The 24,216-nt window shown below is 65.5% G+C and carries 24 protein-coding genes and 1 tRNA gene; 9 read left to right on the forward strand and 16 right to left on the reverse strand.

What is annotated here, in order from left to right; genetic code table 11:
* Positions 1 to 83 precede the first annotated feature (83 nt).
* The 9 genes from G394_RS0105680 to dut all read right to left on the reverse strand — a co-directional run bounded on the left by G394_RS0105680 (position 84) and on the right by dut (position 7,820).
* Positions 84 to 1,205, reverse strand: a complete 1,122-nt coding sequence (locus G394_RS0105680; protein ID WP_028576836.1) for a murein hydrolase activator EnvC family protein — start codon at positions 1,203 to 1,205, stop codon at positions 84 to 86.
* Positions 1,206 to 1,236: 31 nt separating this feature from the next.
* Complete coding sequence (locus G394_RS0105685) at positions 1,237 to 1,899, reverse strand: endonuclease III domain-containing protein (protein WP_028576837.1); 663 nt, start codon at positions 1,897 to 1,899, stop codon at positions 1,237 to 1,239.
* Entirely contained in the window at positions 1,896 to 2,750 is an 855-nt protein-coding gene (gene prmA, locus G394_RS0105690) for a 50S ribosomal protein L11 methyltransferase (protein ID WP_043774860.1), read from the reverse strand. Before prmA ends, G394_RS0105685 begins: the two co-directional genes overlap by 4 nt.
* Positions 2,740 to 3,477, reverse strand: a complete 738-nt coding sequence (locus G394_RS0105695) for an amino acid ABC transporter permease (RefSeq protein ID WP_051306979.1) — start codon at positions 3,475 to 3,477, stop codon at positions 2,740 to 2,742. Before G394_RS0105695 ends, prmA begins: the two co-directional genes overlap by 11 nt.
* A 9-nt stretch (positions 3,478 to 3,486) precedes the next feature.
* Positions 3,487 to 4,188, reverse strand: a complete 702-nt coding sequence (locus G394_RS0105700; RefSeq protein ID WP_028576840.1) for an amino acid ABC transporter permease — start codon at positions 4,186 to 4,188, stop codon at positions 3,487 to 3,489.
* Positions 4,189 to 4,273: 85 nt separating this feature from the next.
* Positions 4,274 to 5,089 carry an ABC transporter substrate-binding protein gene (locus G394_RS0105705; protein WP_028576841.1) on the reverse strand — a complete coding sequence of 272 codons (816 nt, stop codon included), beginning with the start codon at positions 5,087 to 5,089 and terminating at the stop codon, positions 4,274 to 4,276.
* Between the two features lie 41 nt (positions 5,090 to 5,130).
* The gene (locus G394_RS0105710; protein WP_028576842.1) at positions 5,131 to 5,859 is read right to left on the reverse strand and encodes an amino acid ABC transporter ATP-binding protein; all 729 of its coding nucleotides are present in this window, start codon (positions 5,857 to 5,859) and stop codon (positions 5,131 to 5,133) included.
* A 269-nt stretch (positions 5,860 to 6,128) separates the two neighbouring features.
* A complete protein-coding gene (locus tag G394_RS0105715) occupies positions 6,129 to 7,322 on the reverse strand; it encodes an aspartate aminotransferase family protein (RefSeq protein ID WP_028576843.1) in 1,194 nt (397 codons plus the stop codon).
* A gap of 21 nt (positions 7,323 to 7,343) precedes the next feature.
* Positions 7,344 to 7,820: a dUTP diphosphatase gene (gene dut / locus G394_RS0105720; protein ID WP_028576844.1), complete on the reverse strand. Its 477-nt coding sequence runs from the start codon at positions 7,818 to 7,820 to the stop codon at positions 7,344 to 7,346.
* 75 nt (positions 7,821 to 7,895) lie between these two features.
* On the opposite strand from dut, the gene glgP reads away from it, so the two are divergent.
* The 6 genes from glgP (at position 7,896) to G394_RS18135 (ending at position 14,670) form a co-directional block, all read left to right on the forward strand.
* Positions 7,896 to 10,484 (forward strand): alpha-glucan family phosphorylase, encoded by a 2,589-nt coding sequence (gene glgP, locus G394_RS0105725; protein WP_028576845.1) that lies wholly within the window; start codon positions 7,896 to 7,898, stop codon positions 10,482 to 10,484.
* 3 nt (positions 10,485 to 10,487) lie between these two features.
* Positions 10,488 to 11,234, forward strand: coding sequence for a TlyA family RNA methyltransferase (locus tag G394_RS0105730; protein WP_028576846.1), 747 nt, complete (start codon positions 10,488 to 10,490; stop codon positions 11,232 to 11,234).
* A gap of 73 nt (positions 11,235 to 11,307) precedes the next feature.
* Positions 11,308 to 11,913, forward strand: a complete 606-nt coding sequence (locus G394_RS0105735; RefSeq protein WP_028576847.1) for a TrmH family RNA methyltransferase — start codon at positions 11,308 to 11,310, stop codon at positions 11,911 to 11,913.
* Between the two features lie 26 nt (positions 11,914 to 11,939).
* A complete protein-coding gene (aroC, locus tag G394_RS0105740; RefSeq protein ID WP_028576848.1) occupies positions 11,940 to 13,004 on the forward strand; it encodes a chorismate synthase in 1,065 nt (354 codons plus the stop codon).
* Between the two features lie 8 nt (positions 13,005 to 13,012).
* Entirely contained in the window at positions 13,013 to 13,789 is a 777-nt protein-coding gene (locus G394_RS18130) for an ElyC/SanA/YdcF family protein (RefSeq protein ID WP_156902465.1), read from the forward strand.
* Positions 13,786 to 14,670 (forward strand): rhomboid family intramembrane serine protease, encoded by an 885-nt coding sequence (locus tag G394_RS18135; protein ID WP_051306981.1) that lies wholly within the window; start codon positions 13,786 to 13,788, stop codon positions 14,668 to 14,670. Before G394_RS18130 ends, G394_RS18135 begins: the two co-directional genes overlap by 4 nt.
* A gap of 42 nt (positions 14,671 to 14,712) precedes the next feature.
* Here the strand turns inward: G394_RS18135 and G394_RS0105755 are convergent, their stop codons facing one another.
* Genes G394_RS0105755 through rfbB form a run of 5 tightly spaced genes read right to left on the reverse strand, consistent with a single transcriptional unit; the run spans position 14,713 to position 18,575 of the window.
* Positions 14,713 to 15,078 carry a CoA-binding protein gene (locus tag G394_RS0105755; RefSeq protein WP_028576849.1) on the reverse strand — a complete coding sequence of 122 codons (366 nt, stop codon included), beginning with the start codon at positions 15,076 to 15,078 and terminating at the stop codon, positions 14,713 to 14,715.
* A 2-nt stretch (positions 15,079 to 15,080) separates the two neighbouring features.
* Positions 15,081 to 15,626 (reverse strand): nucleotide exchange factor GrpE, encoded by a 546-nt coding sequence (grpE, locus tag G394_RS0105760; RefSeq protein WP_028576850.1) that lies wholly within the window; start codon positions 15,624 to 15,626, stop codon positions 15,081 to 15,083.
* A gap of 50 nt (positions 15,627 to 15,676) precedes the next feature.
* Complete coding sequence (gene hrcA, locus G394_RS0105765; RefSeq protein ID WP_028576851.1) at positions 15,677 to 16,693, reverse strand: heat-inducible transcriptional repressor HrcA; 1,017 nt, start codon at positions 16,691 to 16,693, stop codon at positions 15,677 to 15,679.
* The gene (gene rfbD / locus G394_RS0105770; RefSeq protein WP_028576852.1) at positions 16,690 to 17,553 is read right to left on the reverse strand and encodes a dTDP-4-dehydrorhamnose reductase; all 864 of its coding nucleotides are present in this window, start codon (positions 17,551 to 17,553) and stop codon (positions 16,690 to 16,692) included. The genes hrcA and rfbD overlap by 4 nt, the downstream gene beginning before the upstream one ends.
* Entirely contained in the window at positions 17,550 to 18,575 is a 1,026-nt protein-coding gene (gene rfbB / locus G394_RS0105775) for a dTDP-glucose 4,6-dehydratase (RefSeq protein WP_028576853.1), read from the reverse strand. Before rfbB ends, rfbD begins: the two co-directional genes overlap by 4 nt.
* Before the next feature lie 104 nt (positions 18,576 to 18,679).
* On the opposite strand from rfbB, the gene G394_RS0105780 reads away from it, so the two are divergent.
* Both G394_RS0105780 and cbiB read left to right on the forward strand, forming a co-directional pair.
* Entirely contained in the window at positions 18,680 to 19,150 is a 471-nt protein-coding gene (locus G394_RS0105780; RefSeq protein ID WP_028576854.1) for a tRNA (cytidine(34)-2'-O)-methyltransferase, read from the forward strand.
* 12 nt (positions 19,151 to 19,162) lie between these two features.
* Positions 19,163 to 20,131, forward strand: a complete 969-nt coding sequence (gene cbiB, locus G394_RS0105785; RefSeq protein WP_084435382.1) for an adenosylcobinamide-phosphate synthase CbiB — start codon at positions 19,163 to 19,165, stop codon at positions 20,129 to 20,131.
* Positions 20,132 to 20,144: 13 nt separating this feature from the next.
* Here cbiB and G394_RS0105790 read toward each other — a convergent pair whose 3' ends face one another.
* Complete coding sequence (locus G394_RS0105790; RefSeq protein WP_028576856.1) at positions 20,145 to 20,999, reverse strand: class I SAM-dependent methyltransferase; 855 nt, start codon at positions 20,997 to 20,999, stop codon at positions 20,145 to 20,147.
* Between the two features lie 59 nt (positions 21,000 to 21,058).
* Positions 21,059 to 21,134: transfer RNA gene (locus tag G394_RS0105795), tRNA-Val, on the reverse strand.
* 188 nt (positions 21,135 to 21,322) lie between these two features.
* On the opposite strand from G394_RS0105795, the gene G394_RS20065 reads away from it, so the two are divergent.
* Positions 21,323 to 24,214 (forward strand): PAS domain S-box protein, encoded by a 2,892-nt coding sequence (locus G394_RS20065; RefSeq protein ID WP_051306982.1) that lies wholly within the window; start codon positions 21,323 to 21,325, stop codon positions 24,212 to 24,214.
* The last annotated feature ends 2 nt before the right edge of the window (positions 24,215 to 24,216 follow it).

The raw sequence follows: 24,216 nt of genomic DNA on the forward strand, positions 1-24,216 counted from the left end.
CTGAGGGATTGACGGGAAAATGTTCTGTTCACGGGGCGTCAACGGGTGTCGTGCGAACCGGCGCGCAGGGGCGCCGGGCGGACTTACCCCGATTGTAACCATTTCAACGGATTAATGACTTTCTGTTTAAAACGCAATTCGAAATACAGGCCGTCGCCCTTGGCCGCCGGGTAGAAGCCGCACACCCCGATCTGCTGCCCCTTCTCCACCTCCCGGCCGACCGGCAGCGGGGCGTCCGACAGGAATGCGTAGAGGGAGTAGTAGTCCTCGCCGTGGAAGACGATGACCACCTGGCCGAAGCCGCGCAGCTGGTCGTTGTGCACGACCTTGCCCCAGGACACGCTGCGCACGGGCGTCCCCGGCGACAGCGCAAGGCCGATGCCGTTGCTGGCCGGGTTGCCGTCGGGGTTGAAGGACACCACGCGCTTGCCTTTGGCCGGCCAGTCCAGTTTGCCCTGGAGCTTGGAGATCTTCTTTTCGGACTGCAGGCTGATCTGGTGGCGAAGGTTGGCGATGGAGCCCATGAGGCCCTGGATTTCCTTCTCGCTCTGCTGCTTCTGCGTACGCACCTCTGCCAACTGGGTCTCGAAGCGCGATTTGCGCTTCTCAAGCTCGGCCCTGGAGGCCTTGATCTTCTCGACCTGCGCCGCGACGCCGGCCGCACTCTGATCGAGGGCGGACTGCTCGTCGGCGACGGTCTGGCTCTGCCGCTCGATCTCCTCCCGCAGCGTCTGGGCCTGACGATACAGGGCCGTCAGCCATTCGCCGCGACGGTTGGATTCGGCCCACTCGTCGGGGGACGCGAAGCCTTCTTCGCGAGCCGTCAGGTAGATGGGCCAGAGGGTCTGCATCATTTCGGCAAGCCGCCGCGACGTCTTCTCCCGCTCGGACAACAGGGCCGCCAGGCGTTTTGCCCCTTCGGCCTGCTCCTTCTTGAGATCGGCGAGCTCCTTCTGGAGTTTCTCCAGGTTCGCGGCCGCATCCTTGAAAGAGTCTTCGAGCTTGGCCAGGTCCTTGTGCAGGCTGCGTTCCTTGGCCGTCAGGGTTTCAATGTCCTTCTTGCGTTCCGCGAGCTGCTTGCTCTTGGCCGACACCTCCTCCTCAAGGGAGGCGGGTGCGGGCGCCGCGAGCGCGAAGAGCGTGCACATAACCAGGAGCGCGATGGCGCAAGCGCGCAGCACAGGGCGGGAAAACGGCCGTTTCATCGGTTTGCGATGATGCTTTTTCCACCCAAGGTCAAGGGCCTTGCAGGTCCAGAAAGCGGGACAGCGGGCAGGTTCGGCATTTTCCCTCCTTCTTGGCGCACCAGGCCTTGCCCGTGCGCACGATGAGGGCGTGGAACTCGTTGAAGAGGGTCGCGTCCGGGGGCAGGGCGTCCATGAAGATGTCGCGCAGTTCCTCGTAGCCGACATCCTCGGGAACGAGCATGTGGCGGTGAAAAATGCGGCGGGTGTAGGCGTCGACCACGAAGGTGGGGTGCCCCAGGGCGTAGAGCAGGATGGAGTCGGCCGTCTCGGGACCGATGCCCGAGACCCGCAGCAGTGAATCGCGCAGGGCCTTGGTGTCGGCATCGCGCAGCCGCTCCAGGTCCAGGTCGCAGGCGTCCTCGAGGAAATTCAGGAAGTTGCGCAGTCTGACGGCCTTGATGCGGAAGAACCCGGCCGGCCTGATCAGCTCTTCGAGTTCCGTCACGGGCAGGTCGCGCAGCTCTCGGGCGCTCAGGAGGCCGGCTGCGCGGAGGTTGGCGATGGCCTTCTCCACGTTGGACCAGGCCGTGTTCTGGGTCAGGATGGCGCCCAGGGCGATCTCGAAGGGGGTGTCGCCCGGCCACCAGCGGCTGGGGCCGAGGGCTGCGGCCATTGCGTCGTAGTAGGCCAGCAGCAGGCCCCGGCGCTTCATGTCCGGAAGACGAGCAGGGCCCATTCGCCCGAGAACGAAATCTTGGGGGCCGGCAGCCCCTGGCCCATGTAGGCTTCGGCCACGCGGTCGGCCTGCTCGCGCAGGATGCCCGAGAGGACGAGCACGCCCGGTGCGGCCAGACGGCCGCGGATGTCCTCGGCCATGTCGATGAGCGGGTTGGCCAGGATGTTGGCCAGGATGCAGTCGAAGCGGCGGTCGGCGGCGATGGAATCGATGCTTCCGACTCCGAGTTCGAGCCGGTCCTCGACGCCGTTCAGGGCCGCGTTTTCCCGAGCATTGTCCACGGCCACCGGGTCGATGTCCAGGCCCAGGCCCGCGAGGCCGAGCTTCGCGGCGGCGATGCCGAGGATGCCCGAGCCCGTGCCCAGGTCGAGAAAGGTTTGCCCGGCGACGATGATGCCCGCGGACGTCAGGGTGTCCAGGGCGCCCAGACACAGGGCCGTGGTCTGGTGGTGCCCCGTGCCGAAGGCCATCTTGGGTTCGATGACAATGGGCTGGGCGGCCTGGGGTTCGTCCTTGAGCCAGGACGGCACGACCACGAAGCGCGTGCCGACGGGGATGGGCGTGAAATACTTCTTCCAGGCGCTGTTCCAGTCGGCGTTGTCCACGGACGAGGTTTCCAGGGTGATGTCCGGGCAGGCGTCAAGCAGGGCCGCCTCGGTCTCGGCCGACTGCTCCGGCCGGTCGAAGTGCACGGTCAGGCGGCGCAGGCCGTCCTTCAGGCCTTCGTCCTGCCAGCCCCAGGGCGTGTGCATGTACAGCAGGGCGGTGACGAGGTCGTCCCGCTCCGGGGTGTAGGAGATGTCGAGGCGAGTGAGCTTATTTTCCATTTGTTCTGGCCTGATAGCGGGACATGCTCCGCTCGAGTTTGCGGCTGAAGGCGGTCAGCACCCAGCAGATGACGAAGTAAAGGAGCGCGATGGCCAGGAAGATCTCCATGGGCGCCTTCATGGTCCGGGTGTAGATATGCCGCGCCGAGAGGGTCAGCTCGTTGACGTTGATGATCATGGCCAGGGACGTGTCCTTGGTCAGGGACACGAACTGGTTGACGAAGGACGGGATCATGTTCCGCAGGGCCTGGGGCAGGATGACGTGGATCATGGTCTGGGTGTGCGACAGGCCCGAGCCGCGGGCGGCCTCGGTCTGGCCCTTGGGGATGGCCAGGACCCCGGCGCGGACGATCTCGGCCACATAGGCGCTGGTGAAGACGATGAAGGCCGCGATGGCGCTTTCGGTCTCGGGCACGGAGCGTCCCATGAGGATGGGCGCGAAGAAATAGAACCAGAAGATGACCATGAGCAGCGGCGTGCCGCGGATGATCTCGATGAAGACCAGAGCCGGCCAGGACAGCCAGGGCCGCTTGGAGAGGCGCATGAGGCCTACGGCCAGACCGATCCAGAAGGCGCCGAAGATGCCGATGACGGCCATGATGATGCTCATGGCCAGCCCGCCCAGGGGGCCCTGCGGGTAGGCGCCCAGGAGCAGGTAGTCGAAATTTTTCCAGACCACGCCCCAGTTGGAGAAGAGGCCGACGAACCATGTCACGAATGCGTCCATGCTCCCCTCCTATCGGCTGCGCACGTGCAGGCAGCGTTTGTTGTACTGGTTGATGGCCAGGGAGACCAGAAGGGACAGGGACAGGTACATGAGGGTCGAGACGGTGAAGGCTTCGAAGCCGTGGAAGGTGTGGGCCTCGACCTGGCGCGCCATGTAGGTCAGCTCCATGACCCCGATGGTCATGGCCAGGGAGGAGTTCTTGATCAGGTTCAAAAACTGGCTGATGAGCGGCGGAATGATGATCCGGAAGGCCTGGGGCAGGATGACGTAGCCCATGGCCTGCATGAAGCTCAGGCCCGTGGCGCGCGAGGCCTCCAGCTGGGTCTTGGGGATGGACAGGATGCCCGAGCGCAGTTCCTCGGCGATGAAGGCCGCGGTGTAGGTGGACAGGGCGATGACGCCGGTGGCGAACTCGATGTTCTGCCGGTAGAGCCACTCCTTGAAGAAGCCGGGCAACAAGGGGTCCGAGCCGAAGTACCAGAAGAAAATCTGGACCACTAGGGGCGTGTTGCGGAAAAATTCGATGTAGCCCACCGAGAACCAGACCAGCGGCTTGATCTTGGAGAGGCGCATTACGGTCAGGAGCGTGCCCAGGACGAGGGCCAGAACGATGGACAGTCCTGAGAGCTGCAGGGTCACGGACAGCCCGTCGATGAACCATTGCGAGTATTCGCCGGAAAAGATGAGTGGCCAGTTGAACGTGTACTTCATGCGCGCCTGTGCGGTTCTGGGGGGTGATCATGGAAAGGCGGCCGATCCTGCGGATACGGCCGCCTTTTTCGTCAGTGTTTGCGGTCTACGGCCAGATTTCCATGGCCCAGCCGTCCAGCGGGATGGAGAACTTGGTCTCCGGGCCGAACCACTTGTCGTAGATCTTCTGGTATTCGCCGGACTTCCACATCTCCATGAGGGTGATGTTGACGAAGTCGCGGAAGTCGGAGTCGTTTTCGGGCAGGCCGATACCGTAGGGCTCTGCGGCGATGTCCTCGCCGACGATGGCGAAATTCTCCGGGTTGTCGTCGGAGTTGCGGATGCCCAGCAGAATGGGGGCGTCGGTGGTCACGGCCACGACCTTGCCCTGCTTCATGGCCAGGAAGGCCTCGGGGTAGGTCTCGAAGGACACGACTTCACAGGCGGGCTGGGCCTTCTTGACGTTCTGCTCGGAGGTGGAACCCTTGGCCGAGCCGACCTTCTTGCCTGCCAGGTCGGCCACGGACTTGATGCCCGAGTCCTTCTTGACCAAGAGCTTCTGGGCGGCCGGGAAATACGTGATGGAGAAGTCGATCTTCTCTTCGCGATCAATCTTGTGGGTTACGGTGGCGGCGATGAGGTCGATGGCGCCCTGCTCCAGCATGGGGATGCGGGTGGAGGAGGTCACGGGTTTCAGTTCGAGCTTGACGCCGAGCTTGGCGGCCATGGCGGCGCAGAGGTCGGGTTCGAAGCCGACGAGCTGCTTGGTGTTTTCGTCAACGTAGCCAAAGGGCGGCTGGGAGTCCTTGACGCCGGCGATCAGCGCGCCGCGCGCCTTGATTTCGTCCAGTTTGCCGGCAAAGGCGCCGGGCAGGCCCAGGAAGAACGAGGCGACAACCATCAACAATGCCACTTTCCACATTTTCGTCATGACACTTTCCTCACGTTGCAGGGTTTATGGGTCTAGAGAATTTCTCTCAGGAACGCCTTGGTCCGCTCATGCTCCGGATTGGTGAAGAAATGTTCCGGGGTGCCGCGTTCCAGGATTTCGCCGTGGTCCATGAAGATGACCCGGTCGGCCACCTCGCGGGCGAACCCCATTTCGTGGGTCACGCAGAGCATGGTCATGCCGTCGCGGGCCAGATTCTTCATGACGTTCAGGACCTCGTTGATCATTTCCGGGTCCAGGGCCGAGGTGGGTTCGTCGAAGAGCATGATCTGGGGCTGCATGGCCAGGGCCCGGGCGATGGCCACGCGCTGCTGCTGGCCACCCGACAGTTCGACGGGGTACTTGTGGGCCTGGTTGCCGATGCCCACCCGGTCAAGCAGACGCAGGGCCGTCTTCTCGGCTTCGTCCTGGGTGACCTTCTTGACCTTCATGGGGGCCAGGGTGATGTTCTTGAGCACCGTCAGATGAGGGTAGAGATTGAACTGCTGGAAGACGATGCCGATCTCGGCGCGCAGGGCGTTCAGGTCCTGGGACTTGTCCGTGATGTCTTTGCCGTTGATGACGATCTCGCCGTTGTCCACGTCCTCGAGGCGGTTCACGCAGCGCACGAGGGTGGACTTGCCGGAGCCGCTGGGTCCGCAGATGACCAGCACTTCTCCCTTCTCCACGGTCTCGTTGATGTTCTTCAGGACGTGAAAGTCACCGAACCATTTGTTGACATTGCGGAATTCGATCATGGGCATGCATGGGTCCTGTCGTGATCGGGGTTGATGCGGTTTGGCGATGCCCAAGGGCAACGATGGAAGCAAGAAACCCTATTGGCCCATGGCTTTTTTGTCAAATCAGCGCGGTGGAAAGCCGTTTGGGATGGCGTTCAGCCTGCGGATTGGGCAAACTGCGGGAATGCTGGGTCCTGATATGTCGGGGTGTTGTGGAATGTTTTGCGGGCGGGGCGTAAAACAATGGCCAAGGAGCCGGAACTCCTTGGCCAAATCGGTGACAATTTTGGAAATCAGGCCGTGGCCAAGACAGCTTCCAAGGCTGCGGCAAAGGCGTCCAGCTCTTCCTCGGTGATGACCAGCGGCGGGAGCAGGCGCAGGACGGTATCCTGGGTCAGGTTGAGGACGAAGCCCTTTTCCAGCAGCGCCTTCCAGACGTCCGCGCCGGGCGAGGTCAGTTCGATGCCGACCATCAGTCCGTGCACGCGCACGTCGGCAATGCGCTCCGGGAACTTCTCCCTGAGGGCCGCCAGCCTGCCGCGCAGGTGCTCGCCCAGGCGCGCCGCACGGCCGCAGAGGTCGTCGCGTTCGATGATCTCGATGACCTTCTTCGCCACGGCCGAAATGAGCGCGTTGCCGCCGAAGGTCGTGCCGTGGCTGCCGGGGGGGAAGCCCTTGGAGACCTCCTCGGTGCACATGACCGCGCCCATGGGCAGGCCGCCGGCCAGCCCCTTGGCCACGGTGACCACGTCGGGCCGCAGGCCCAGATGCTGGTGGGCCCAGAATTTCCCGGTACGGCCCACGCCCGTCTGGATCTCGTCGATCATGAGCAGCACGCCCCGCTCGGCGCACAGGGCGGCCAGCCCCCGGGCATAGTCCTCGGGCAGCGGCTTGACCCCGCCTTCGCCCTGGATCATCTCGATGAGCACGGCGGCCGTACGGTCGTTCATGGCGGCCTTCATGGCGTCGAGGTCGCCGAAGGGAACGGTCACGAACCCTTCGGGCAGGGGACCGAAGCCGGTCTTGATCTTGTCCTGGCCCGTGGCCGTGAGGGTGGCCAGGGTCCGGCCGTGGAAGGAGCCCGTGACGGTGATGATCTCGTAGCGCTCCTGGCCCCGTCCCTCGCGCATGTAGCGCCGGGCCAACTTGATGGCGCCCTCGTTGGCCTCGGCCCCGGAGTTGCAGAAGAAGACGCGGTCGAGGTGGCAGGTCCCGAGAAGCTTCTTGGCCAGTTCGACCTGTTCTTCCTGGTAGAAGAGGTTGGAGACGTGGATGAGCTTCTTGGCCTGCGCGCAGATGACCTCCACCAGTTCGGGGTGGGAGTGGCCCAGGTTGCAGACGGCTATGCCGGCCAGCAGGTCGGTGTAGACCTTGCCTTCAGGGGAGAAGAGCCTGGTGCCCTGTCCGCGGTTGACGGCCAGGGGGTAGCGTGCATAGGTCCGGCAGAGGGCCGCCGCGTCGCATTTCTGTATTTCTTCGGAATTCATGTCGCACTCCTGGTGATGATGTCAGAGGGAACCTGTGTGCCCGAATCCTCCGGCGCCGCGGGAGGTCTCCGTGAGGGACTGCTCGGCAACGATGAGGGCCCGGACGATGGGCTGGAACACGAGCTGGGCGATACGCTGGCCGCGGGTCACGGTGCGGGTCTGGTCCGAGGTGTTCAGCAGACTGACCAGAATCTCGCCGCGATAGTCGGGGTCGATGACGCCCACACCCTGGCTGACCACGAGCCCGTCCTTGGTGCCCAGCCCGCTGCGGGAATAGACAAAGCCGGCCACTCCCGGCATCGTGCATTCCACCGCGACGCCAGTGGGGAATCGGTGCCGTCCCCCAGGGGGGATACTGACCTCGGCTTCCTCCATGCAGGCCCGCAGATCGATACCCGCCGAGCCATCGGTGGCGTAGGCGAACTTCTCCGGCGGGCAGGTTTCCGACAGGAAACGGACTTTGACTTCAACCGTGACATTTCCGGGACAGGGATTCATTTCTTCTCCTCGACATGCTAGCTGTCAAGCCAGACGCATGCAGGATCGCGTCACTTTTTCCAAGACGGGGGATTTATGCAACCATTGCATGTGTATACGGTCGTACCCAAGCTTCCGGAGAAGCTCCAGCCCCTCAAGCGGCTGGCCGCTAATCTCTATTTCTCCTGGCAGCACGAGATCGAGGAGCTTTTCGCCCAGATCGACAGGGACTTGTGGGAGAAGAGCGGGCACAACCCGGTCTGGTTTCTGAACCACCTGCCCCAGAGCACGCTGGAGGAACTGGGGGAGGATGAATTCTTTCTGGATCGTCTGTCAACCATTGTGGCGGGGTTCGAGAAGTACGTGTCCCGGCGCGGGCCCATGACGGGCCTCGAAGCCCAGGAAGAGGGCCCGGTGGTGGCCTACTTCAGCGCCGAATACGGCCTGGCCCAATGCCTGCCCGTGTACTCCGGGGGGCTCGGCGTCCTGGCCGGGGACCATCTCAAGTCGGCCAGCGATCTGAACATTCCCCTGGTGGGCATCGGCCTGTGCTACCAGCGCGGCTTCTTCCGGCAGTACCTGACCCACGACGGCTGGCAACAGGAGCGGTATCAGCCGAACGATTTCGAGCAGATGCCTCTCACCCCGGTTCTCGACACCGACGGATACCCCCTCAAGGTCCGCATCTACATGCAGGGCAAACCCCTCTTTTTACGTATCTGGCGCGTGGATGTGGGGCGGGTGCCTCTTTATCTGATGGACACTAATCTCCCCGAGAATTCCCCGGAGCGCAGGGAGCTGACTTCCCAGCTGTATGGGGGTGACCTGGAGATGCGGCTCATGCAGGAGTACCTGTTGGGCATCGGTGGCATCAAGGCCCTGGGCGCCCTGGGCCTCTCGCCGCGGGTCATCCACATGAACGAGGGGCATTCGGCCTTCGCGGGCCTGGAACGCATCCGCGCCCTCATGGCCGACCGCAACCTGTCCTTCGAGGCGGCCCTGGAGGTCGTGGCGCAGAGTTCGGTCTTCACCACCCATACGCCGGTGCCCGCAGGCAACGACCGCTTTCCGCCCGAGCTCATGGCCGGGTACTTCCAGGAGTACGCCGCGGACCTCGGCCTGTCCTGGAAGGTCTTCCTGGCCCTGGGGCGCGAGGACACCCGCAACGACGCCGAGCATTTCTGCATGACGGTGCTGGCCTTGCGCCTGTCGCGCTTCAACAACGGCGTCAGCCGCCTGCACGGCAAGGTCTCGCGCCGCATGTGGTCCAGGGTCTGGCCCCAGTACCCCGAGGAGGACGTGCCCATCGGTTCCGTGACCAACGGCATCCATTTCCCGACCTGGGTGGCTCCGGAGATGTCCGTGCTCTACGACCGCTTTCTGGGTCAGTCCTGGCGCGAGGACCCGGACTGCGAGCGCGTGGGCGAGAAGTTCGGGTCCATCCCCGACATCGAGCTGTGGCGGACCCACGAGCGCCTGCGCGAGCGGCTCGTCGACTTCGTGCGCCGGCGGCTCCAGCAGCAGATCGTGTCCCGTGGGGGCCGGAGCTGGGAGCTGGAGGTCGCGGACAACGTGCTCAATCCCGAGGCCCTGACCATCGGCTTCGCTCGCCGTTTCGCCTCGTACAAGCGGGCCTACCTGCTGCTCAAGGACGCCGAGCGCCTCAAGCGGCTCGTCGCGGACCCGGCCCGGCCCGTGCAGTTCGTCTTCGCGGGCAAGGCGCACCCGCGCGACAACGAGGGCAAGAAGATCATCCAGGACCTCGTCAGCCTTTGCCAGTCCAGAGAGTGCCGTCTGTCCATGGTCTTTCTCGAGGACTACGACATGCAGGTCGCGCGCTACCTGGTCCAGGGCTGCGACGTGTGGCTGAACAACCCGCGCCGTCCCCTGGAGGCCTGCGGGACCAGCGGCATGAAGGCCATGGCCAACGGCGTGCTGAACCTGAGCACCCTTGACGGGTGGTGGGACGAGGCCTGGGCGCCCGACAACAGCCTGGGGTGGGCCATCGGAAACGCCGAGGAATACGATGACGTGGAGTACCAGGACTTCGTGGAGAGCCAGACCCTCTACAACATCCTCGAAAACGACGTCATTCCGCTCTTCTACGACCGGGCCCAGGGCTCCTTCCCGCGGCGTTGGGTGCAGAAGATGAAGCAGGCCCTGAAATCCCTCGGGCCGGTCTTCAACGGGCACCGCATGGTCGAGGAGTACACCAAGCGGGCCTATCTGCCGTCGAGCATCAGCTACGGCAAGCTCTCCGTCGACGCCTACCGTCCGGCCATGGATCTGGCCGAGTGGCGCATGAACCTGCTGACCCATTGGGGGAATCTCGACATCCGCAACGTGCAGTGCAACACCGCCCTGGAGATGTTCGTCGGCGAGAGCCTCGGCGTCAGCGCCGAGGTCAGGGTCGAAGGGCTGGCCATCGAGGACATCCGGGTCGAGATATACACCGGGCCCCTGGATCACACGGGAGGCTTCGCCAGCCGCTCGACCTTCCCCATGAGCCCCGAGGAGCGCACCGTGGACGGCTGGTACGTCTACCGCGGCAAGGCCATGCCCATGGCCACGGGCAAGTTCGGCTTCACCGTGCGCATCCTGCCCAACCACCATCTGCTGCGTGACGCCCACAGCCTGGGGCTCATATTCTGGGCCGACGAGCACGCGTCCCAGGGGCAGGGGTAGTCCGTGGCCAAAGCCATGGAACGGGCCGACGTGGTCCTGGCCGAACAGGGCCTGGCCGAGAGTCGCGAGAAGGCCAAGCGGCTGATCATGGCCGGTCAGGTCCAGCTGGTCCTGGGCGGGTCCAGGACCCTCGTGGCCAAGCCGGGGCAGCAGATATCGCGGACGGCGGTTCTGGAGCTCAAGGAGTCCGAGCGCTTCGTGTCCCGCGGCGGATACAAGCTGCTCACGGCCCTGGAGCGTTTCGGCCTGGACGTGACGGGCATGACCGCCCTGGACGCCGGGGCCTCCACGGGCGGGTTCACGGACTGCCTGCTGCAGTTCGGGGCCGCGCGGGTCTACGCCGTGGACGTGGGGCACGGGCAGTTGCACTGGAAGCTGACGCAGGACCCGCGCGTGATCAACATGGAGCGGGTCAACCTGCGTCACGCCGCGCCGGACCTGCTGCCCGAGCAGGTGGATCTGGTCGTGGCCGACTGCTCGTTCATCTCCCTGCGTCTCATCCTGCCGCCGTGCCTGCAGTTCCTCAAGGCCGACGGGCAGGTTCTGGCCCTGGTCAAGCCGCAGTTCGAGCTGGGGCCCGAGCACGCCGTCAAGGGTGTGGTCCGGTCCGAGGAAATGCAGCTCGCGGCCGTGGCCCAGGTTCAGGATTTCGCCCGCGACGAGTTGGGGCTCGTGCCTCTGGGCGTCGTCCCGGCCGGCATCAAGGGCCCCAAGGGGAACCAGGAATACCTGCTCCACCTCAGGCGCTGACCGCGGCTTTGCCAACGGGGGCGCTTCCGGGTAGAAGCGCTCCAGCCTGCTCAACTTCAACCCACATTCGCCCATGCCCGACAGATATCTGACCGAAGGCCGCAAGGCGCGCCTCAAGTCCGTGCTGGCCCAGCGTCAGCACGACCTGACTCTGGTTCTGAACAACATCCACGACCCGCACAACGTATCCGCCATCCTGCGCAGCTGCGACGCCTTCGGCGTGTTCGGCGTGCACCTTTACTACACCAAGGAGAAGTTCCCCTTTCTGGCCAACAGCTCATCGGGTTCGGCCAAGAAGTGGGTCGAGCTGACCCGGCACCGCGACGCCGGGACCATGGTCGAAGGCCTGCGGGCCGGGGGCATGCAGATCGTGGGCACGGGTTTCAGCCCTACGGCGCGGCCCATCATGGACATCGATTTCACCAGGCCCACGGCGATCATCCTCGGCAACGAGCACCGCGGCATGGACCCCGACGTCAAGGCCCACGTGCCCGACGAGATCTTCATCCCCATGTTCGGCATGGTGCAGAGCCTGAACGTCTCCGTGGCGGCCGCGGTCATCCTCTACGAGGCCATGCGCCAGCGCCGGGCCGCCGGGATGTACGGGCAGAGCAGCCTGGACGACGAAGGATTCGAGGCCATCTACGCCGACTGGTGCAAGCGCGGCAAAGACTACTAGCCGGGGCCCGGCCCCCTGGAGACCATATGGCGGGAAACACTTTCGGCACCGTGTTCCGGTTGACGACCTTCGGAGAATCACACGGACCGGCCCTGGGCGGCGTCGTCGACGGCTGCCCGGCGGGCGTGGCCATCGACGAGGCGGCCATCCAGGCCGAGCTCGACAGGCGCAGGCCCGGGCAGGGCGGCATCGCCGTCACGGCGCGCTCCGAGCCTGACCGCATCCGGCTACTGTCGGGCGTGTTCGAGGGACGGACCACGGGCACGTCCATCGGTTTCATGGTCGAGAACACGGACCAGCGCTCCCGCGACTACGGCGAGATCAAGGACGTCTTCCGGCCCGGGCACGGCGACATGAGCTACACGGCCAAGTACGGCCTGCGCGACTACCGCGGCGGCGGGCGGTCCTCGGGCCGCGAGACCGTGTCCCGCGTGGCCGGCGGGGTCGTGGCCGGGGCCTTCCTGGAGACGCTGGGCATCTGCGTCATGGCCGGGACCGTCGAGCTCGGCGGCATCGCCGCGGGCTCCGTCGATCTGGCCGGGGCCGTTGATCGTCCGTTCTTCGCTGCCGACGGCGGCGTCGTGGCGGCCTGGGAGGAGCGCGTGCGCGAAGTGGCCGGTCAGGGCGACACCCTGGGTGGCATCGTCGAGATCCGGGCCACGGGCGTGCAGGCCGGGCTGGGTGAGCCGGTTTTCGACAAGCTCGACGCGCGGCTGGCCGCGGCCCTGATGAGCGTCGGCGCGGTCAAGGGCGTGGAGATCGGTGCGGGCTTCGCGGCCGCGCGCATGCTCGGCAGCCAGAACAACGACGCCATGAGCGCCTCGGGCTTTTCCTCCAACAACGCCGGCGGCATCCTGGCCGGCATCTCCAGCGGGCAGGAAATAGTGGTCCGCGCCGCCGTCAAGCCCATCCCGTCCATTGCCCAGGAGCAGCGCACCGTTGACCGCTTCGGGGCCGAGCGGACCATCCGCGTCGGCGGCCGCCACGACATCTGCGCCATCCCGCGCGTGGTCCCGGTTCTGGCCGCTATGGTCCGGCTGGTGCTGGCCGACATGGTCCTGCTGCAGCGGCGCATGGGTCAGGGCGGATGAGCGTGCCCGTGGGTTTCGTGCTGAAGAAGGCCCTGGGGCTCGCCTTCATGCCGCTCACGGTCTGCCTGCTGCTGTTCGCCCTGGGCTTGGCCTACATCCTCCTGCGCCGCTCCCGGGAAGCCCTGGCCCCCTTCGTCATCGGCTCCGTCCTGCTCTACGCCCTGTGCCTCAATTCCGTCTCCGGCTTCCTGATCCGCCCGTTGGAGCGGGCCTATCCCGCCCTGGACCTGACCGCCCCCTCAGTCGCCGGGAAGGACGTCAAATGGGTGGTCGTCCTGGGGGCCGGGCATTGGACGGACAAGTCGCTGCCGCCGGGAGCAATGCTCGAAGAGGACGCCCTGTATCGCCTGACGGAAGGGCTGCGCGTGGCGCGCCGCTTTCCCGGATCCATTCTCGTTCTTTCGGGCGGAAAGTACCGCGACGAACAGACCAGCGCCCAGGTCATGGCCGCGGCAGCCGCGGGACTGGGCTTCGACCCGGCGCGCATCGTCCTCGCGGACCAGTCCCTGGACACCCATGACGAGGCGCAGAGCGTGAAGGGCCTGGTCGGGGAGGACGTCTTCGTCCTGGTGACCACGGCCTCGCACATGCTGCGCGCGGTCAAGCTCTTCGAGAACGCGGGCCTCTCGCCCATCCCGGCCCCTGCCTACTGGCGCGAAAAGGGCGAACCCGAGTATTTCCTGCCCTACCCCTCCAACATCCAGACGTGCCACATGGCCGTGCACGAGTACCTGGGCCTGGCCTGGGCCTTCGTGCGCGGGCAGGTGTCCCTGGGCGCGCCGTGATCGACATCCTGCCCACCCTGACCCTGTGCACCTGCAGGGACAACCCGGACAAGGCGCTGCTTCGGGCCTGGTCCCTGGTCCTCTCCAGCCGCCGCTTCCTGAACCGCGCCGAAGGGGGGGGGCTCCTCGTGGCGCCTGCCGTGGCCCATCTGGCCGTGAAGGAGATTATGGCCTACGAGGGCGAGAACAGGCCGCGGGTGCTGCCTGCGCCCCTGCCCGACAATTCCTGGGTATCGCTCCTGGTGGTGGGGCTCTTCGTGGTCGTGACGGTCTGGCTCGACAGCCAGGGGCTGGGCCGCAGCATGGCCTGGCACATGGCCGGACGGGCCGACGCCCGGCTGATCCTCGGCGGGGAGTGGTGGCGGTGCGTCACGGCCCTTTTCCTGCACGCCGACGCCGGGCATCTGCTGGCCAACGCCGCGGCCCTGGCCGTGCTTGCCTCCATGCTTGGCCGGCGCATCGGTTCGGGGCTGACATGGGCCCTTTTCCTCCTTTCGGGGAGCCTCGGAAACGCCGTGAACGCCTGGGCCCAGGCCCCGGATCATCTGAGCGTGGGCGCGTCCACGGGCGTCTTCGGCCTCATCGGCGTCCTGGCGGGAGGCGCGGGCAGGGCGCAGCGGCAGTCGCGCGCCCAGGTCCTGCTGCTGGCCCTGGGCTTCGGGTTCGGTTTTCTGGCCATGCTCGGCGCGGGCGAGGAGAGGGTGGACCTCGGGGCGCACCTCTTCGGCCTCCTGTGCGGTCTGCCCTTCGGGCTGCTGGTCGGAAACTGGCGGGGGGCCCATGGCTGGAAGGTCTGGCTGAACGCCATGGCCGGCGCGGCTGGCGCCGTGCTGACGTTCTGGGCCTGGGCGACGGCCCTGGCGGGTCCGGGCTGGTTCTGAAAACGGCGCGGGGGGACGGGCCCCCCGCAGGTCATGGGCGGGTCAGAATTGGCCGGTCCTGAGCAGGACCAGGGTGCAGGCGTGCTGCCAGGGGATGCCGGCCGAGTCCAGGGCCTGTTCCAGGGCCGGGGACTCCGTGCCCGGGTTGAGGATGACGCGTCCCGGCTTCAGGGCCAGGATGGCGTCCTGCAGCTGGGCGCTGCGCTCGGGGCCGACGTAGAGAGTCAGGGTGTCGACGGGGCCTTGGATGCTTCCCAGGTCCGGGGACACGGGCAGGTCTTCGATGACCGCCCGGCCAGGCGTGACCGGCACAACGTCGTGGCCGTACTCCTTCAGCATGCGCACGGCCTGGTTGGAATAGCGCTCGGGCTTGTGGCTGGCCCCGAGCACGGCGACTCGCTCGGCCATGGCTACGCCCCCGCCTTGCGGCTGACCATGACCTTGGCCGGCCGCAGCAGCCTGTCTTTCAGCATGTAGCCTTTCTGCAGCATCTGGCAGACCGTGTTCTCGTCCAGGTCGTCGCGTTCCACCTGGCTCATGGCCTCGTGCACGGCGGGGTCGAAGGGCACGTCCACGGCGGCGATCTGCACCAGGCCGTGGCGCTTCATGGTGTCGAGGAAGATGTTCATGGTCATCTCCACGCCCGTGACCAGGTCCTTGCAGGCCTCGGCCTGCCGGCCGTGAGCCAGGGCCAGGTCCAGGTTGTCCATGACCGGGATGATCTCCTCCAGGATGGCCGACGTGGCGAACCTGAAATACTCTTCTTTCTCGCGTGTCAGGCGCTTCTTGAAATTCTCGCCGTCGGCCAGAACGCGCAGGTTCTCCTTCTTCAACTCTTCGATATCAGCCAGAGCCTGGGCGTATTTCTCTTCCAGGGTCGGTTCCTGGATTTCTTCGACGGGCGTTTCGGCCTGGACTTCTTCGGGGCCGAGGCCTTCGCTTTCCTTTTTGGACATGAAAAACTCCTGATCCTTGAAATATTTGAGTAGTCGTTTCACGAAGCTCCCTAGGAGCGGGATTTGAGGCACTGACTAAGTATTTGAGCGGCAAAGTCAACCATGGGCACGATGCGGGCGTAGTTCATGCGCACGGGCCCAAGCACCGCCAGGGTGCCGTGGGCGCTGGAAAAGGCGCTGTAGGGCGAGGCCACCAGGGAGCAGCCGGCGATGCCCGGCATGTCCTCGGCCAGGTTGACGGACACGGACGCGCCGGCCGTGGTCTTGTCGAGGAGCTCCAGCAGTCGCGAACGCTCCTCGATGAGCCGCAGCAACTCCTGGATGGTCTCCAGGTCCGTGAATTCCGGCTGGTCCGCGAGGTGGCTCGCGCCGCCGACGAAGAATTCGGGCGGCTCCTCCTCGGCCAGGGCCTGGGCGGCCAGCTCCCAGGCGCGGCAATAGGCGTCGAGGGTCTTGCGGGCGCTTTGGAGCTGGCGCTCGATCTCGCCGCGCACCTCCGTGGTGGTGCGGCCTTCGAAGAGGCTGTTGAGGTAGTTGCCGTAGCGGATGAGGTCGTCGGCGTTCAGGGATTCGTCCATCTGGATCATGCGATTGCTGACCAGCCCGCCCTGCATGACCAGCACGGCCAGGATCATTCCCGGCCGCAGGAGGACGAAGTCGATCTGCCGCCAGCGGGCCAAGTCCTGACGGGGCGCCATGACCACGCAGACCTGCCGGGTCAGGGACGACAGGGTTCGTGCCGCGCGGCGCAGCACCTGGGGCAGCTCGCCCTCGCCGGGCAGGATGTGCTCGTGCAGCCTGGACTGCTCGCGGCGCGACAGGGGGGAGAGCCGGAAGACCTGGTCGAGGTAGTAGCGGAAGCCCCTGACCGTGGGAACGCGGCCGGCCGAGGTGTGCGGCTGCTGCAGGAGCCCTTTTTCGGTCATGGCGGCCATGGTCGCCCGCAGGGACGCGGGGCTCAGGCCCAGCCCCGCGGCCAGGGTCTGGGAGGCCACGGGCAGGGCCGTATCGACGTAGGTCTCGATGACCGCGGCCAGAACCTGGGTTTCGCGCTTGCCGAGGATCATGACAGACAGTCTTCCCGCGAAAAGAGGAATTCGCGCAGGGCCTGCAGCCATGGCCGCGGGGTGATGCCCGTGGTGGCCGCGAATTTCGACAGGTCCAAGACCGAATAGGCGGGCCTTACGGCCTTCTGGGGGTACTGCGCCGAGGTGATGGGCTTGACCCGGCAGGGCAGGTCGGCCCCGCGCACGGCCTCGGCGGCCAGTTCGCACCAGCTGGCCTGGCCGGAGTTGGCCAAGTGGTAGAGCCCGGTTGCTCCCGCGTCCACCAGGGCCAGGGAGTTTGCAGCCAGGTCCGGGGTGTAGCTGGGGCTGCCGACCTGGTCGTGGACCACGGACAGCTCGGCTCGCGTGGCGGCCAGTTCGAGGATGCGGGTCACGAAATTGATCTTGCAGGGACCGAAGAGCCAGGATGTGCGGATAATGATGAGCCCGGTCAGGCCAAGCGCCAGCAGTTCGCGTTCGCCCTGCAGCTTCGTGCTGCCGTAGACCGAGCGGGGGTCGGGCTGGTCTTCGGTGGTGTAGGGGGTGGTCTTTTTGCCGTTGAAGACGAAGTCGGTGCTGTAGTGGACCAGCCGCACTCCCGCATTGCGCGAGGCCTGTCCCAGGACCAGCGGAAGCTGGCGGTTGAGGCGGGCGGCTTCTGACGGCTCGTCCTCGGCCTGGTCGACCTTGGTGTAGGCCACGGTGTTGAAGAGGGTGTCCGCGCCGGTCCGGGCCAGATAGTCCTCCACCGCAGGACGGTCGAAAAGGTCGAGGTCCGAGCGGCCGGGAGCATGCACGGTCCAGCCTCTGCGGGTCATGGCCATGGACAGGGCCTGCCCCAGGAGCCCGGTCTTTCCTCCCAGGACGACGGCGCTTCTCACGCCTGCCTCGTCTTGTACCACGCGTCCATGAACTGGCGATAGGCGCCGCTCTGCACTTCGTCAAGCCAGGCCCCGTTGGCCTCGTACCAGGCCAGGGTGCGGGCCATGCCGTCCTCGAAGGTGACCTCCGGCCGCCATCCGAGGTCCGCGGTGGATCGGGCGAAGGCCATGGCGTAGCGGCGGTCATGGCCGGGACGGTCCGTGACGAAGGTGATGAGGTCCTCGCTCTTGCCCGTCAGGTGCAGGATGGTGCGCACCACGTCGAGGTTTGTGCGCTCGGCGTCGCCGCCGAAGTTGTAGATCGCGCCGGGCGTGCCCCTGAAGAGGGCCGCCTCCACGCCCCGGCAGTGGTCCAGGACGTAGATCCAGTCGCGCACGTTCAGCCCGTCGCCGTAGACCGGGATGGGCTCGCCCCTGGAGGCCTTGAGGTAGACCAGCGGGATGAGCTTTTCCGGGAACTGGAAGGGCCCGTAGTTGTTGGAGCAGCGCGTGACGATGACGGGCATGCCGTAGGTGTGGAAATATGCCCGGGCCAGGAGGTCCGAGGATGCCTTGGAGGCCGAGTAGGGCGAGTTGGGCGCCAGCGGCGTGTCCTCGGTGAACTGCCCGGTGGGCCCGAGGGTGCCGTAGACCTCGTCCGTGGAGATGTGCACGAAGCGCGGGACCCCTGCCCGGCGGGCGGCCTCCAACAGGTTCTGGGTGCCGACGACGTTGGTCGTGATGAAGGGGAAGGGGTCGTTTATGGAGCGGTCCACGTGGGACTCGGCCGCGAAGTTGAGGACCGCGTCGAAGGGGAAGCGGGCCAGCAGGTCGGGAACGAGCTCCTGGTCGCAGATGTCGCCGTGCACGAAATGGTAGCGGCGGCCCAGATGCCTCTCCTCGACCTCGGCCAGGTTGCGGCGGTTGCCCGCGTAGGTCAGCTTGTCGAGGTTGACGATGGTCAGGTCGTCGCGGGCTGCGAGCATGTGCTGGATGAAATTGGACCCGATGAAGCCGCAGCCTCCGGTGACGAGCAGGTGCATGTGTTCTCCGTGGTTCTTGACGGGAGCGTCATTGACGGCCAAGTGGTTGGGGGCGCTGCCCGGCGCCCCGGCCAGCCATAGAAAATATGCAAAGAGAATCCAAGATGCAAATTGCGCTTTACGAACCCGAGATCCCGCCGAACACCGGCACCATCGCCCGGCTCTGCGCCGCCACCACGACTCGCCTGAACCTGATCGAGCCCCTCGGGTTCAGCCTGGAGGACAGGTACCTGAAGCGCGCCGGCCTGGACTACTGGCCCCACGTCGACAAGCGGGTCTGGCCCTCGTGGGCCGCGTTCCTGCAAGGCCGGGACGCCGGCCGCCTGGTCTTCACCAGCGCCCGCCAGGGCACGGCCTACCACCGTTTCGCCTTCGAGCCGGACGACATCATCGTCCTGGGGCCCGAGACCAGGGGGCTGCCGCCGGAAGTGCTGCAGGGCGCGCAGCATCTGGTGCGCATGCCCATCTGGGGCCAGGTCCGCAGCGTCAACCTGGCCAACGCCGCGGCCGTGCTGCTCTACGAAGCCTATCGTCAGACCGGCGAGCTGGACCGGCGCGAGGACGCGCCGCAATAACGAGGAACCGCCATGCTTGATGCCCTCTACGACCTGCCTCTGAACCTCTCCCTTTTCGTCTTCCTGCTGGGCTGCATGGCCCTGGACCTGCTCTTCGGCGACCCCGCGGACTGGCCCCACCCGGTGCGGCTGATCGGCCGGATTCTGAACCGGCTCGAAGGGTGGGCAGGGCGGTCATGGCTCGGCCCCCGGTTGGCCGGAGCCGTGGCCGTGGCGGGGCTGGCCGGAGGGTGTGCGTTGCTGGTGCGGCTTCTTATGGGGCTCCCCTTCGTGGGCGAGATGCTGGCCCTGTACCTGGGCTATGCGGGCCTGGCCCTGGGCTGCCTGCTGCGCGAGGTCCAGGCCGTGCTGAACCTGCTCGAAAGCGGTCGTCTGGCCGCGGCCAGGGTGCACCTTGCGGGCCTGGTCAGCCGCGACACGGCGGACATGACCGAGGAGGAGGTTCTGCGGGCCCTGGGCGAGACATTGGCCGAGAACTTCAACGACGGCTTCGTGGCCCCCTTCTTCTGGCTGTCCCTGCTGGGACCGGCCGCGCTGTGGGGTTACAAGGCGGTCAGCACCGCGGACTCCATGTGGGGTTACCGTACGGAGCGCTTCGAGGAACTGGGCAAGGCCGGAGCGCGCGCCGATGACGTGCTGGCCTGGGTGCCGGCCAGGCTGGCGGCATTTCTGATCTGGGTCGCGGGCTGGGTTCTGGGGAACCGGGCGTCGTGGAAGGCCATCGCCACCGACGCCCGGACCATGGATAGCCCCAACGCCGGCTGGCCCATGAGCGCCGCGGCCCACGCGGCAGGCGTCAGCATGGGCGGCCCGACGCGGTATTTCGGCGAAATCAAGGACAAGCCCCCGCTGGGGCCCCTGGGGGTGATCTGGTCCGCTACGGGCATCCGCCGCATGCGCAGGGTCATCGTGGCGGCGGCGTTGTTGGCCGCCGCAGGGCTGACGCTTCTGGGCAGCGCACTGGCTTGGTGGAGTCTCTAGCCGTCCGGGCGTTTCAGCGCTTCGCTTCCCACCGTCCCCAGGTGCCGCTGGGCAGGTCCATGACGTCTTCCCCGCCGCGTAGGAGCATCTCGCCGCAGGACAGGGCACCCGCTCCGAAGGTCTGTTCCAGGAGGTTGCGCAGCACGATGGGCGTGAAGCCCGGGGTGTGCGAGGTCAGCAGGACGAAGAGCGGGGTGTCGCTCAGGACCTGGCGGACCAGTTCCAGCGTCTCCTGCACGTTCTTCTCCACCTTGTAGAGTTCCCCGCGCTTGCCGCGCCCGAAGGACGGCGGGTCCAGGAGCACGCAGTCGTACTTGCGGCCGCGGCGCACCTCCCGCTTCAGGAAGGCGCCGACGTCGTCGACGATGAAGCGGATGCCCGCGTCCTGCAGCCCGTTCAGGGCCGCGTTGCCCCTGGCCCATTCGACCATGCCCTTGGAGGCGTCGAGGTGGCAGCTCTGGGCCCCGGCCATGGCCGCGGCCAGGGTCGCGCCGCCGGAGTAGGCGAAGAGGTTCAGGAAACGGGGGGGCTGGGCGCCTTCCGCCATGGCCTGGCTGATTCTGCCTGAGATCCATGCCCACAGGTCCAGGGTTTCGGGAAAGATGCCCAGATGTCCGAAGTCCGTGGTCGAGAGGCGCATGCGCACGCCGCGGGCCGTGACGACCCACTCCTCGGGCAGGCGTTCGCGGCCGTGCCAGTTGAGTCCGTCCTTGCGGTCGAAGGTGGCGCTCGCCGAGTCCCAGAGCTCCGGGTGCTTCGGCTGCCACACGGCTTGGGCGCAGGGGCGGGCCAGGATGACGGGGCCGAAGCGTTCCAGCTTCTGTCCGTTGCCGCTGTCGAGAAGTTCGTAATCGTCCTGAATGCGCATGCTGGCTCCATAAGCGAAAAACCCTTCCGGGCGGCTGCCTGGAAGGGTTTTGCGGTCTGTGGTGGGCGATACGGGATTTGAACCTGTGACTTCCACCGTGTGAAGATGGCACTCTCACCACTGAGTTAATCGCCCGAGGAAAAGGCCTTTAGCGCCGGATTTCGCATCCTGTCAAGCGCGGATTTGACGGTGCGGACAAGAGCTCCCCTTTTTGATTTCCTGCTCGACACGGTTGTCCATCTCGGTATACAGTTGATACAAATCAAAAATTCACGGTGCCCCGATCAAGCAGCCTCCTGCCTTCGTTCCGACGGTGAACCGAGATGACAGCACGCATTGCCGCAGTTCTGCCCCTCCTCTTGTCCCTCCTCCTGGCGCCTTTTGCAGTCCGGGCCGATCCGGTGTCGCAGGCCGAGCGGCAGTGGCTTGAAGCCAACCCGGACAAGCTCGTCCTGTGGTACGACGAAAACTATCCGCCCATGGAGTTTCTGTCCAACGACGGGACGTTCGTCGGCATCGGCGCTGACGTCATGGCCCTCGTCGAGGAGAAGCTCGGGGTGAAGTTCCTGAAGCACGCCTCCCGCGACTGGCCCCGCCATCTGACCTCCCTCGAGACCGGGGAGTCGGCCATCGCGCCGGTCATCGTGTCCACCGCGGACCGGGAACGCTACGCGTTCTTCAGCGAGCCGTACATCAACATTCCCGCCGTGATCATCACTTCCCGCGAAAATGGCACGCTCAACAGTCTCGAAAAGCTGACCGGACGCCGCGTGGCCGTGGTCCAGGGCTTTGTTTCGGAAGGATATCTGCGCATCGAGTTCGGGAAGAACGCGGACATCGTCACTGTGCGCGATGTCACGCAGGGCCTGCGCGACGTGTCCCTGGGCGTTGTCGACGCCATGGTCGAGAACCTGGCCGTGGCTGCGTACCACATCGACAAGGAGAAGCTGCCTAACCTGATGGTGGCCGGATCGACTCCCTTGGTCTACAGCCAGGGCTTTGCCGTCAGCCGGCAGTATCCGCTGCTTTTCAGCGCCATGCAGAAGGCCATGGCCGATATTCCTCCCGAGCGGATCAAGGGGATCGAAAAAAAGTGGATCGCCCTGCAGGAGCAGGGGCTCAGCCCGCAGACGCAGTTGATGCTCCGTTTCGGAGCCGTGTTCGTGGTGGCGTCCCTGGCGACCCTCGGATGCATGAGCTGGGTGCTTCGGAGGCAGTTGAAGGAGAACCGCGCCAGGCTTGAGAACGCCCTGGCGGAGCTCGAAGAAAAGGCCAAGCGGCTGAATCTGGCCTTCGATGCGGCCAGCGACGGGCTTTGGGATTGGGATCTTCAATCGGACATCTTTTTTTTCAGTCCGCGCGCCTACACCATGCTCGGCTACGAGCCGGGGGAATTCGATGGAAGCCTTGCGGTCTGGAGCGGCATGATCCACCCGGAAGACCTGGAAACAGTCCGCAGCGCCATCGACGAGTCGTTGCAGTTCTTCAAGCCGTACGAAGCCGATTTCCGCATGCGCAGCAAGACCGGCGAATGGCTCTGGATCTACAGCCGTGGTCGCGTGGTGAACCGGGACGCGAACGGGAAGCCGCTACGGGTTGCGGGGACCCTCGTGGACATCACCGAGCGCAAGAAAACCGAGCGGGATCTCGCCCAGAGCGAACGCCGTTTCCGGAGCATCTTCGAGAGCGCGCCATACCCCATCGCCATCAACCGCGCCTGCGATGGGGCTTTCCTCGACATGAATCAGGCTCTGCTGCGCAACATGGAATTGACCCGTGAGGAAGCGCAGCGTCTGGACCTTTCGTCCGCAAGCCCTCTTTACGGCGCCGATGCCCGGTCCCTTCGTCACAGGATCGTCGCCGACGGGGGAATTTTCAACCAGGAAGCCACAATCACGGGACGTGACGGGCGGGAATTTTACGTCATATATTCGTCCGTGCCCATCGTCTTCGGCGGCGAGGAGGCGATTCTGTCCATCACCGTGGACGTGACGGGTCGCAGGCGCGCTGAGGAGGACCTCAGACAGTCCGAGGAAAAGTTTTCCCGGCTGTTCCTGCTCTCGCCCGACGCCATCATCCTTTCGCATCTGGAAACTGTCAGGGTCAGGGACGTGAACAGGGCCTTCGAGGGGCTTTTCGGCCTGGCCAGGGAGGAGGCCATAGGCAAGACAGCCTCGGAACTGGGCATTCTTTGGGATGCCCCCCCGTGGCACATGCTTCTCGCACCTGAGGTCCTTGCGGGGAGGGTTGCCGATGCTGACATGCATTTCAGAGGCAGGGACGGGGCCCAGCTGGTCTGTTCCGTTTCCGGGTCCGTCATCTTCCTCGACGGGGACCGGTATCTCATGAGCGTTCTGCGTGACGTCACCGAGACGAGAAAGATGCAGGCCATGATGATACAGACGGAAAAGATGCTTTCCGTTGGCGGCATCGCCGCCGGGATCGCCCACGAGATCAACAATCCCTTGGGGATCATCCTGAACACCACGCAGAACATCATGCAGCGGACCAGACCGGATTTTCCGAAAAACATCGAGGTCGCCCGCGACGTAGGGCTGGATCTGGCATTGATGGATGCCTACATGCGCGCCAGGGGCGTCAACGTCTTCATTGAGGATATCCGGGCCGCAGCGATCCGGGCGGCGGGCATCATCCGGCACATGCTCGATTTCAGCAGGACGAGCGAGTCCTGCCGGGCTACGTGCGACCTCACGGTCATCATCGACCGCGCGGTGGAACTGGCCGGAAGCGATTACGACATGAAAAAGAATTACGATTTCAGGCGGATCAGGCTGGTCAGGGAATATGAGTCCGGACTGCCGGCCATATCCTGCACGGAAACGGAAATCGAGCAGGTCATGCTCAACCTGCTGCGCAACTCCGGCCAGGCCATGTCCATGGCCGAGCCGCCCGTGCCCAATCCCTGCATCTGCATCAGGGTTCGTACAGTCGACCAGGGGCAGCGGATTCGCATCGAAGTTGAGGACAACGGTCCAGGCATCCCCGAGGCGGTCCAGCACCGGGTTTTCGAACCTTTCTTCACCACCAAGGCCAAGGGCGTTGGCACGGGGCTCGGGCTTTCCGTCTCGAATTTCATCATCACCGAAGGGCACAAGGGCACCATGAGGGTGGAGTCGACGCCGGGGGTGGGAACGAAATTCGTGATCGAACTTCCGGTCGACGCCTCCGGGGGGAACGGGGAGGCCGTGCAGTGAAA

Origin of the sequence: Desulfomicrobium escambiense DSM 10707, from assembly GCF_000428825.1 — a bacterium.
GTDB classification, from domain to species: Bacteria; Desulfobacterota; Desulfovibrionia; order Desulfovibrionales; family Desulfomicrobiaceae; genus Desulfomicrobium; species Desulfomicrobium escambiense.

Coding starts and splice junctions, on each gene's coding strand:
- glgP (WP_028576845.1), top strand. CDS start 7,896: ATGCAACCATTGCATGTGTATACGGTCGTACCCAAGCTTCCGGAGAAG.
- G394_RS0105755 (WP_028576849.1), bottom strand. CDS start 15,078: ATGGCCGAGCGAGTCGCCGTGCTCGGGGCCAGCCACAAGCCCGAGCGC.
- G394_RS0105790 (WP_028576856.1), bottom strand. CDS start 20,999: ATGCGCATTCAGGACGATTACGAACTTCTCGACAGCGGCAACGGACAG.
- rfbB (WP_028576853.1), bottom strand. CDS start 18,575: ATGCACCTGCTCGTCACCGGAGGCTGCGGCTTCATCGGGTCCAATTTC.
- G394_RS0105780 (WP_028576854.1), top strand. CDS start 18,680: ATGCAAATTGCGCTTTACGAACCCGAGATCCCGCCGAACACCGGCACC.
- dut (WP_028576844.1), bottom strand. CDS start 7,820: ATGAATCCCTGTCCCGGAAATGTCACGGTTGAAGTCAAAGTCCGTTTC.
- G394_RS20065 (WP_051306982.1), top strand. CDS start 21,323: ATGACAGCACGCATTGCCGCAGTTCTGCCCCTCCTCTTGTCCCTCCTC.
- hrcA (WP_028576851.1), bottom strand. CDS start 16,693: ATGATCCTCGGCAAGCGCGAAACCCAGGTTCTGGCCGCGGTCATCGAG.
- G394_RS0105705 (WP_028576841.1), bottom strand. CDS start 5,089: ATGTGGAAAGTGGCATTGTTGATGGTTGTCGCCTCGTTCTTCCTGGGC.
- G394_RS0105695 (WP_051306979.1), bottom strand. CDS start 3,477: ATGGACGCATTCGTGACATGGTTCGTCGGCCTCTTCTCCAACTGGGGC.
- grpE (WP_028576850.1), bottom strand. CDS start 15,626: ATGTCCAAAAAGGAAAGCGAAGGCCTCGGCCCCGAAGAAGTCCAGGCC.
- G394_RS0105680 (WP_028576836.1), bottom strand. CDS start 1,205: ATGAAACGGCCGTTTTCCCGCCCTGTGCTGCGCGCTTGCGCCATCGCG.
- G394_RS0105715 (WP_028576843.1), bottom strand. CDS start 7,322: ATGAATTCCGAAGAAATACAGAAATGCGACGCGGCGGCCCTCTGCCGG.
- aroC (WP_028576848.1), top strand. CDS start 11,940: ATGGCGGGAAACACTTTCGGCACCGTGTTCCGGTTGACGACCTTCGGA.
- cbiB (WP_084435382.1), top strand. CDS start 19,163: ATGCTTGATGCCCTCTACGACCTGCCTCTGAACCTCTCCCTTTTCGTC.
- G394_RS0105685 (WP_028576837.1), bottom strand. CDS start 1,899: ATGAAGCGCCGGGGCCTGCTGCTGGCCTACTACGACGCAATGGCCGCA.
- G394_RS0105700 (WP_028576840.1), bottom strand. CDS start 4,188: ATGAAGTACACGTTCAACTGGCCACTCATCTTTTCCGGCGAATACTCG.
- G394_RS0105735 (WP_028576847.1), top strand. CDS start 11,308: ATGCCCGACAGATATCTGACCGAAGGCCGCAAGGCGCGCCTCAAGTCC.
- prmA (WP_043774860.1), bottom strand. CDS start 2,750: ATGGAAAATAAGCTCACTCGCCTCGACATCTCCTACACCCCGGAGCGG.
- G394_RS0105710 (WP_028576842.1), bottom strand. CDS start 5,859: ATGCCCATGATCGAATTCCGCAATGTCAACAAATGGTTCGGTGACTTT.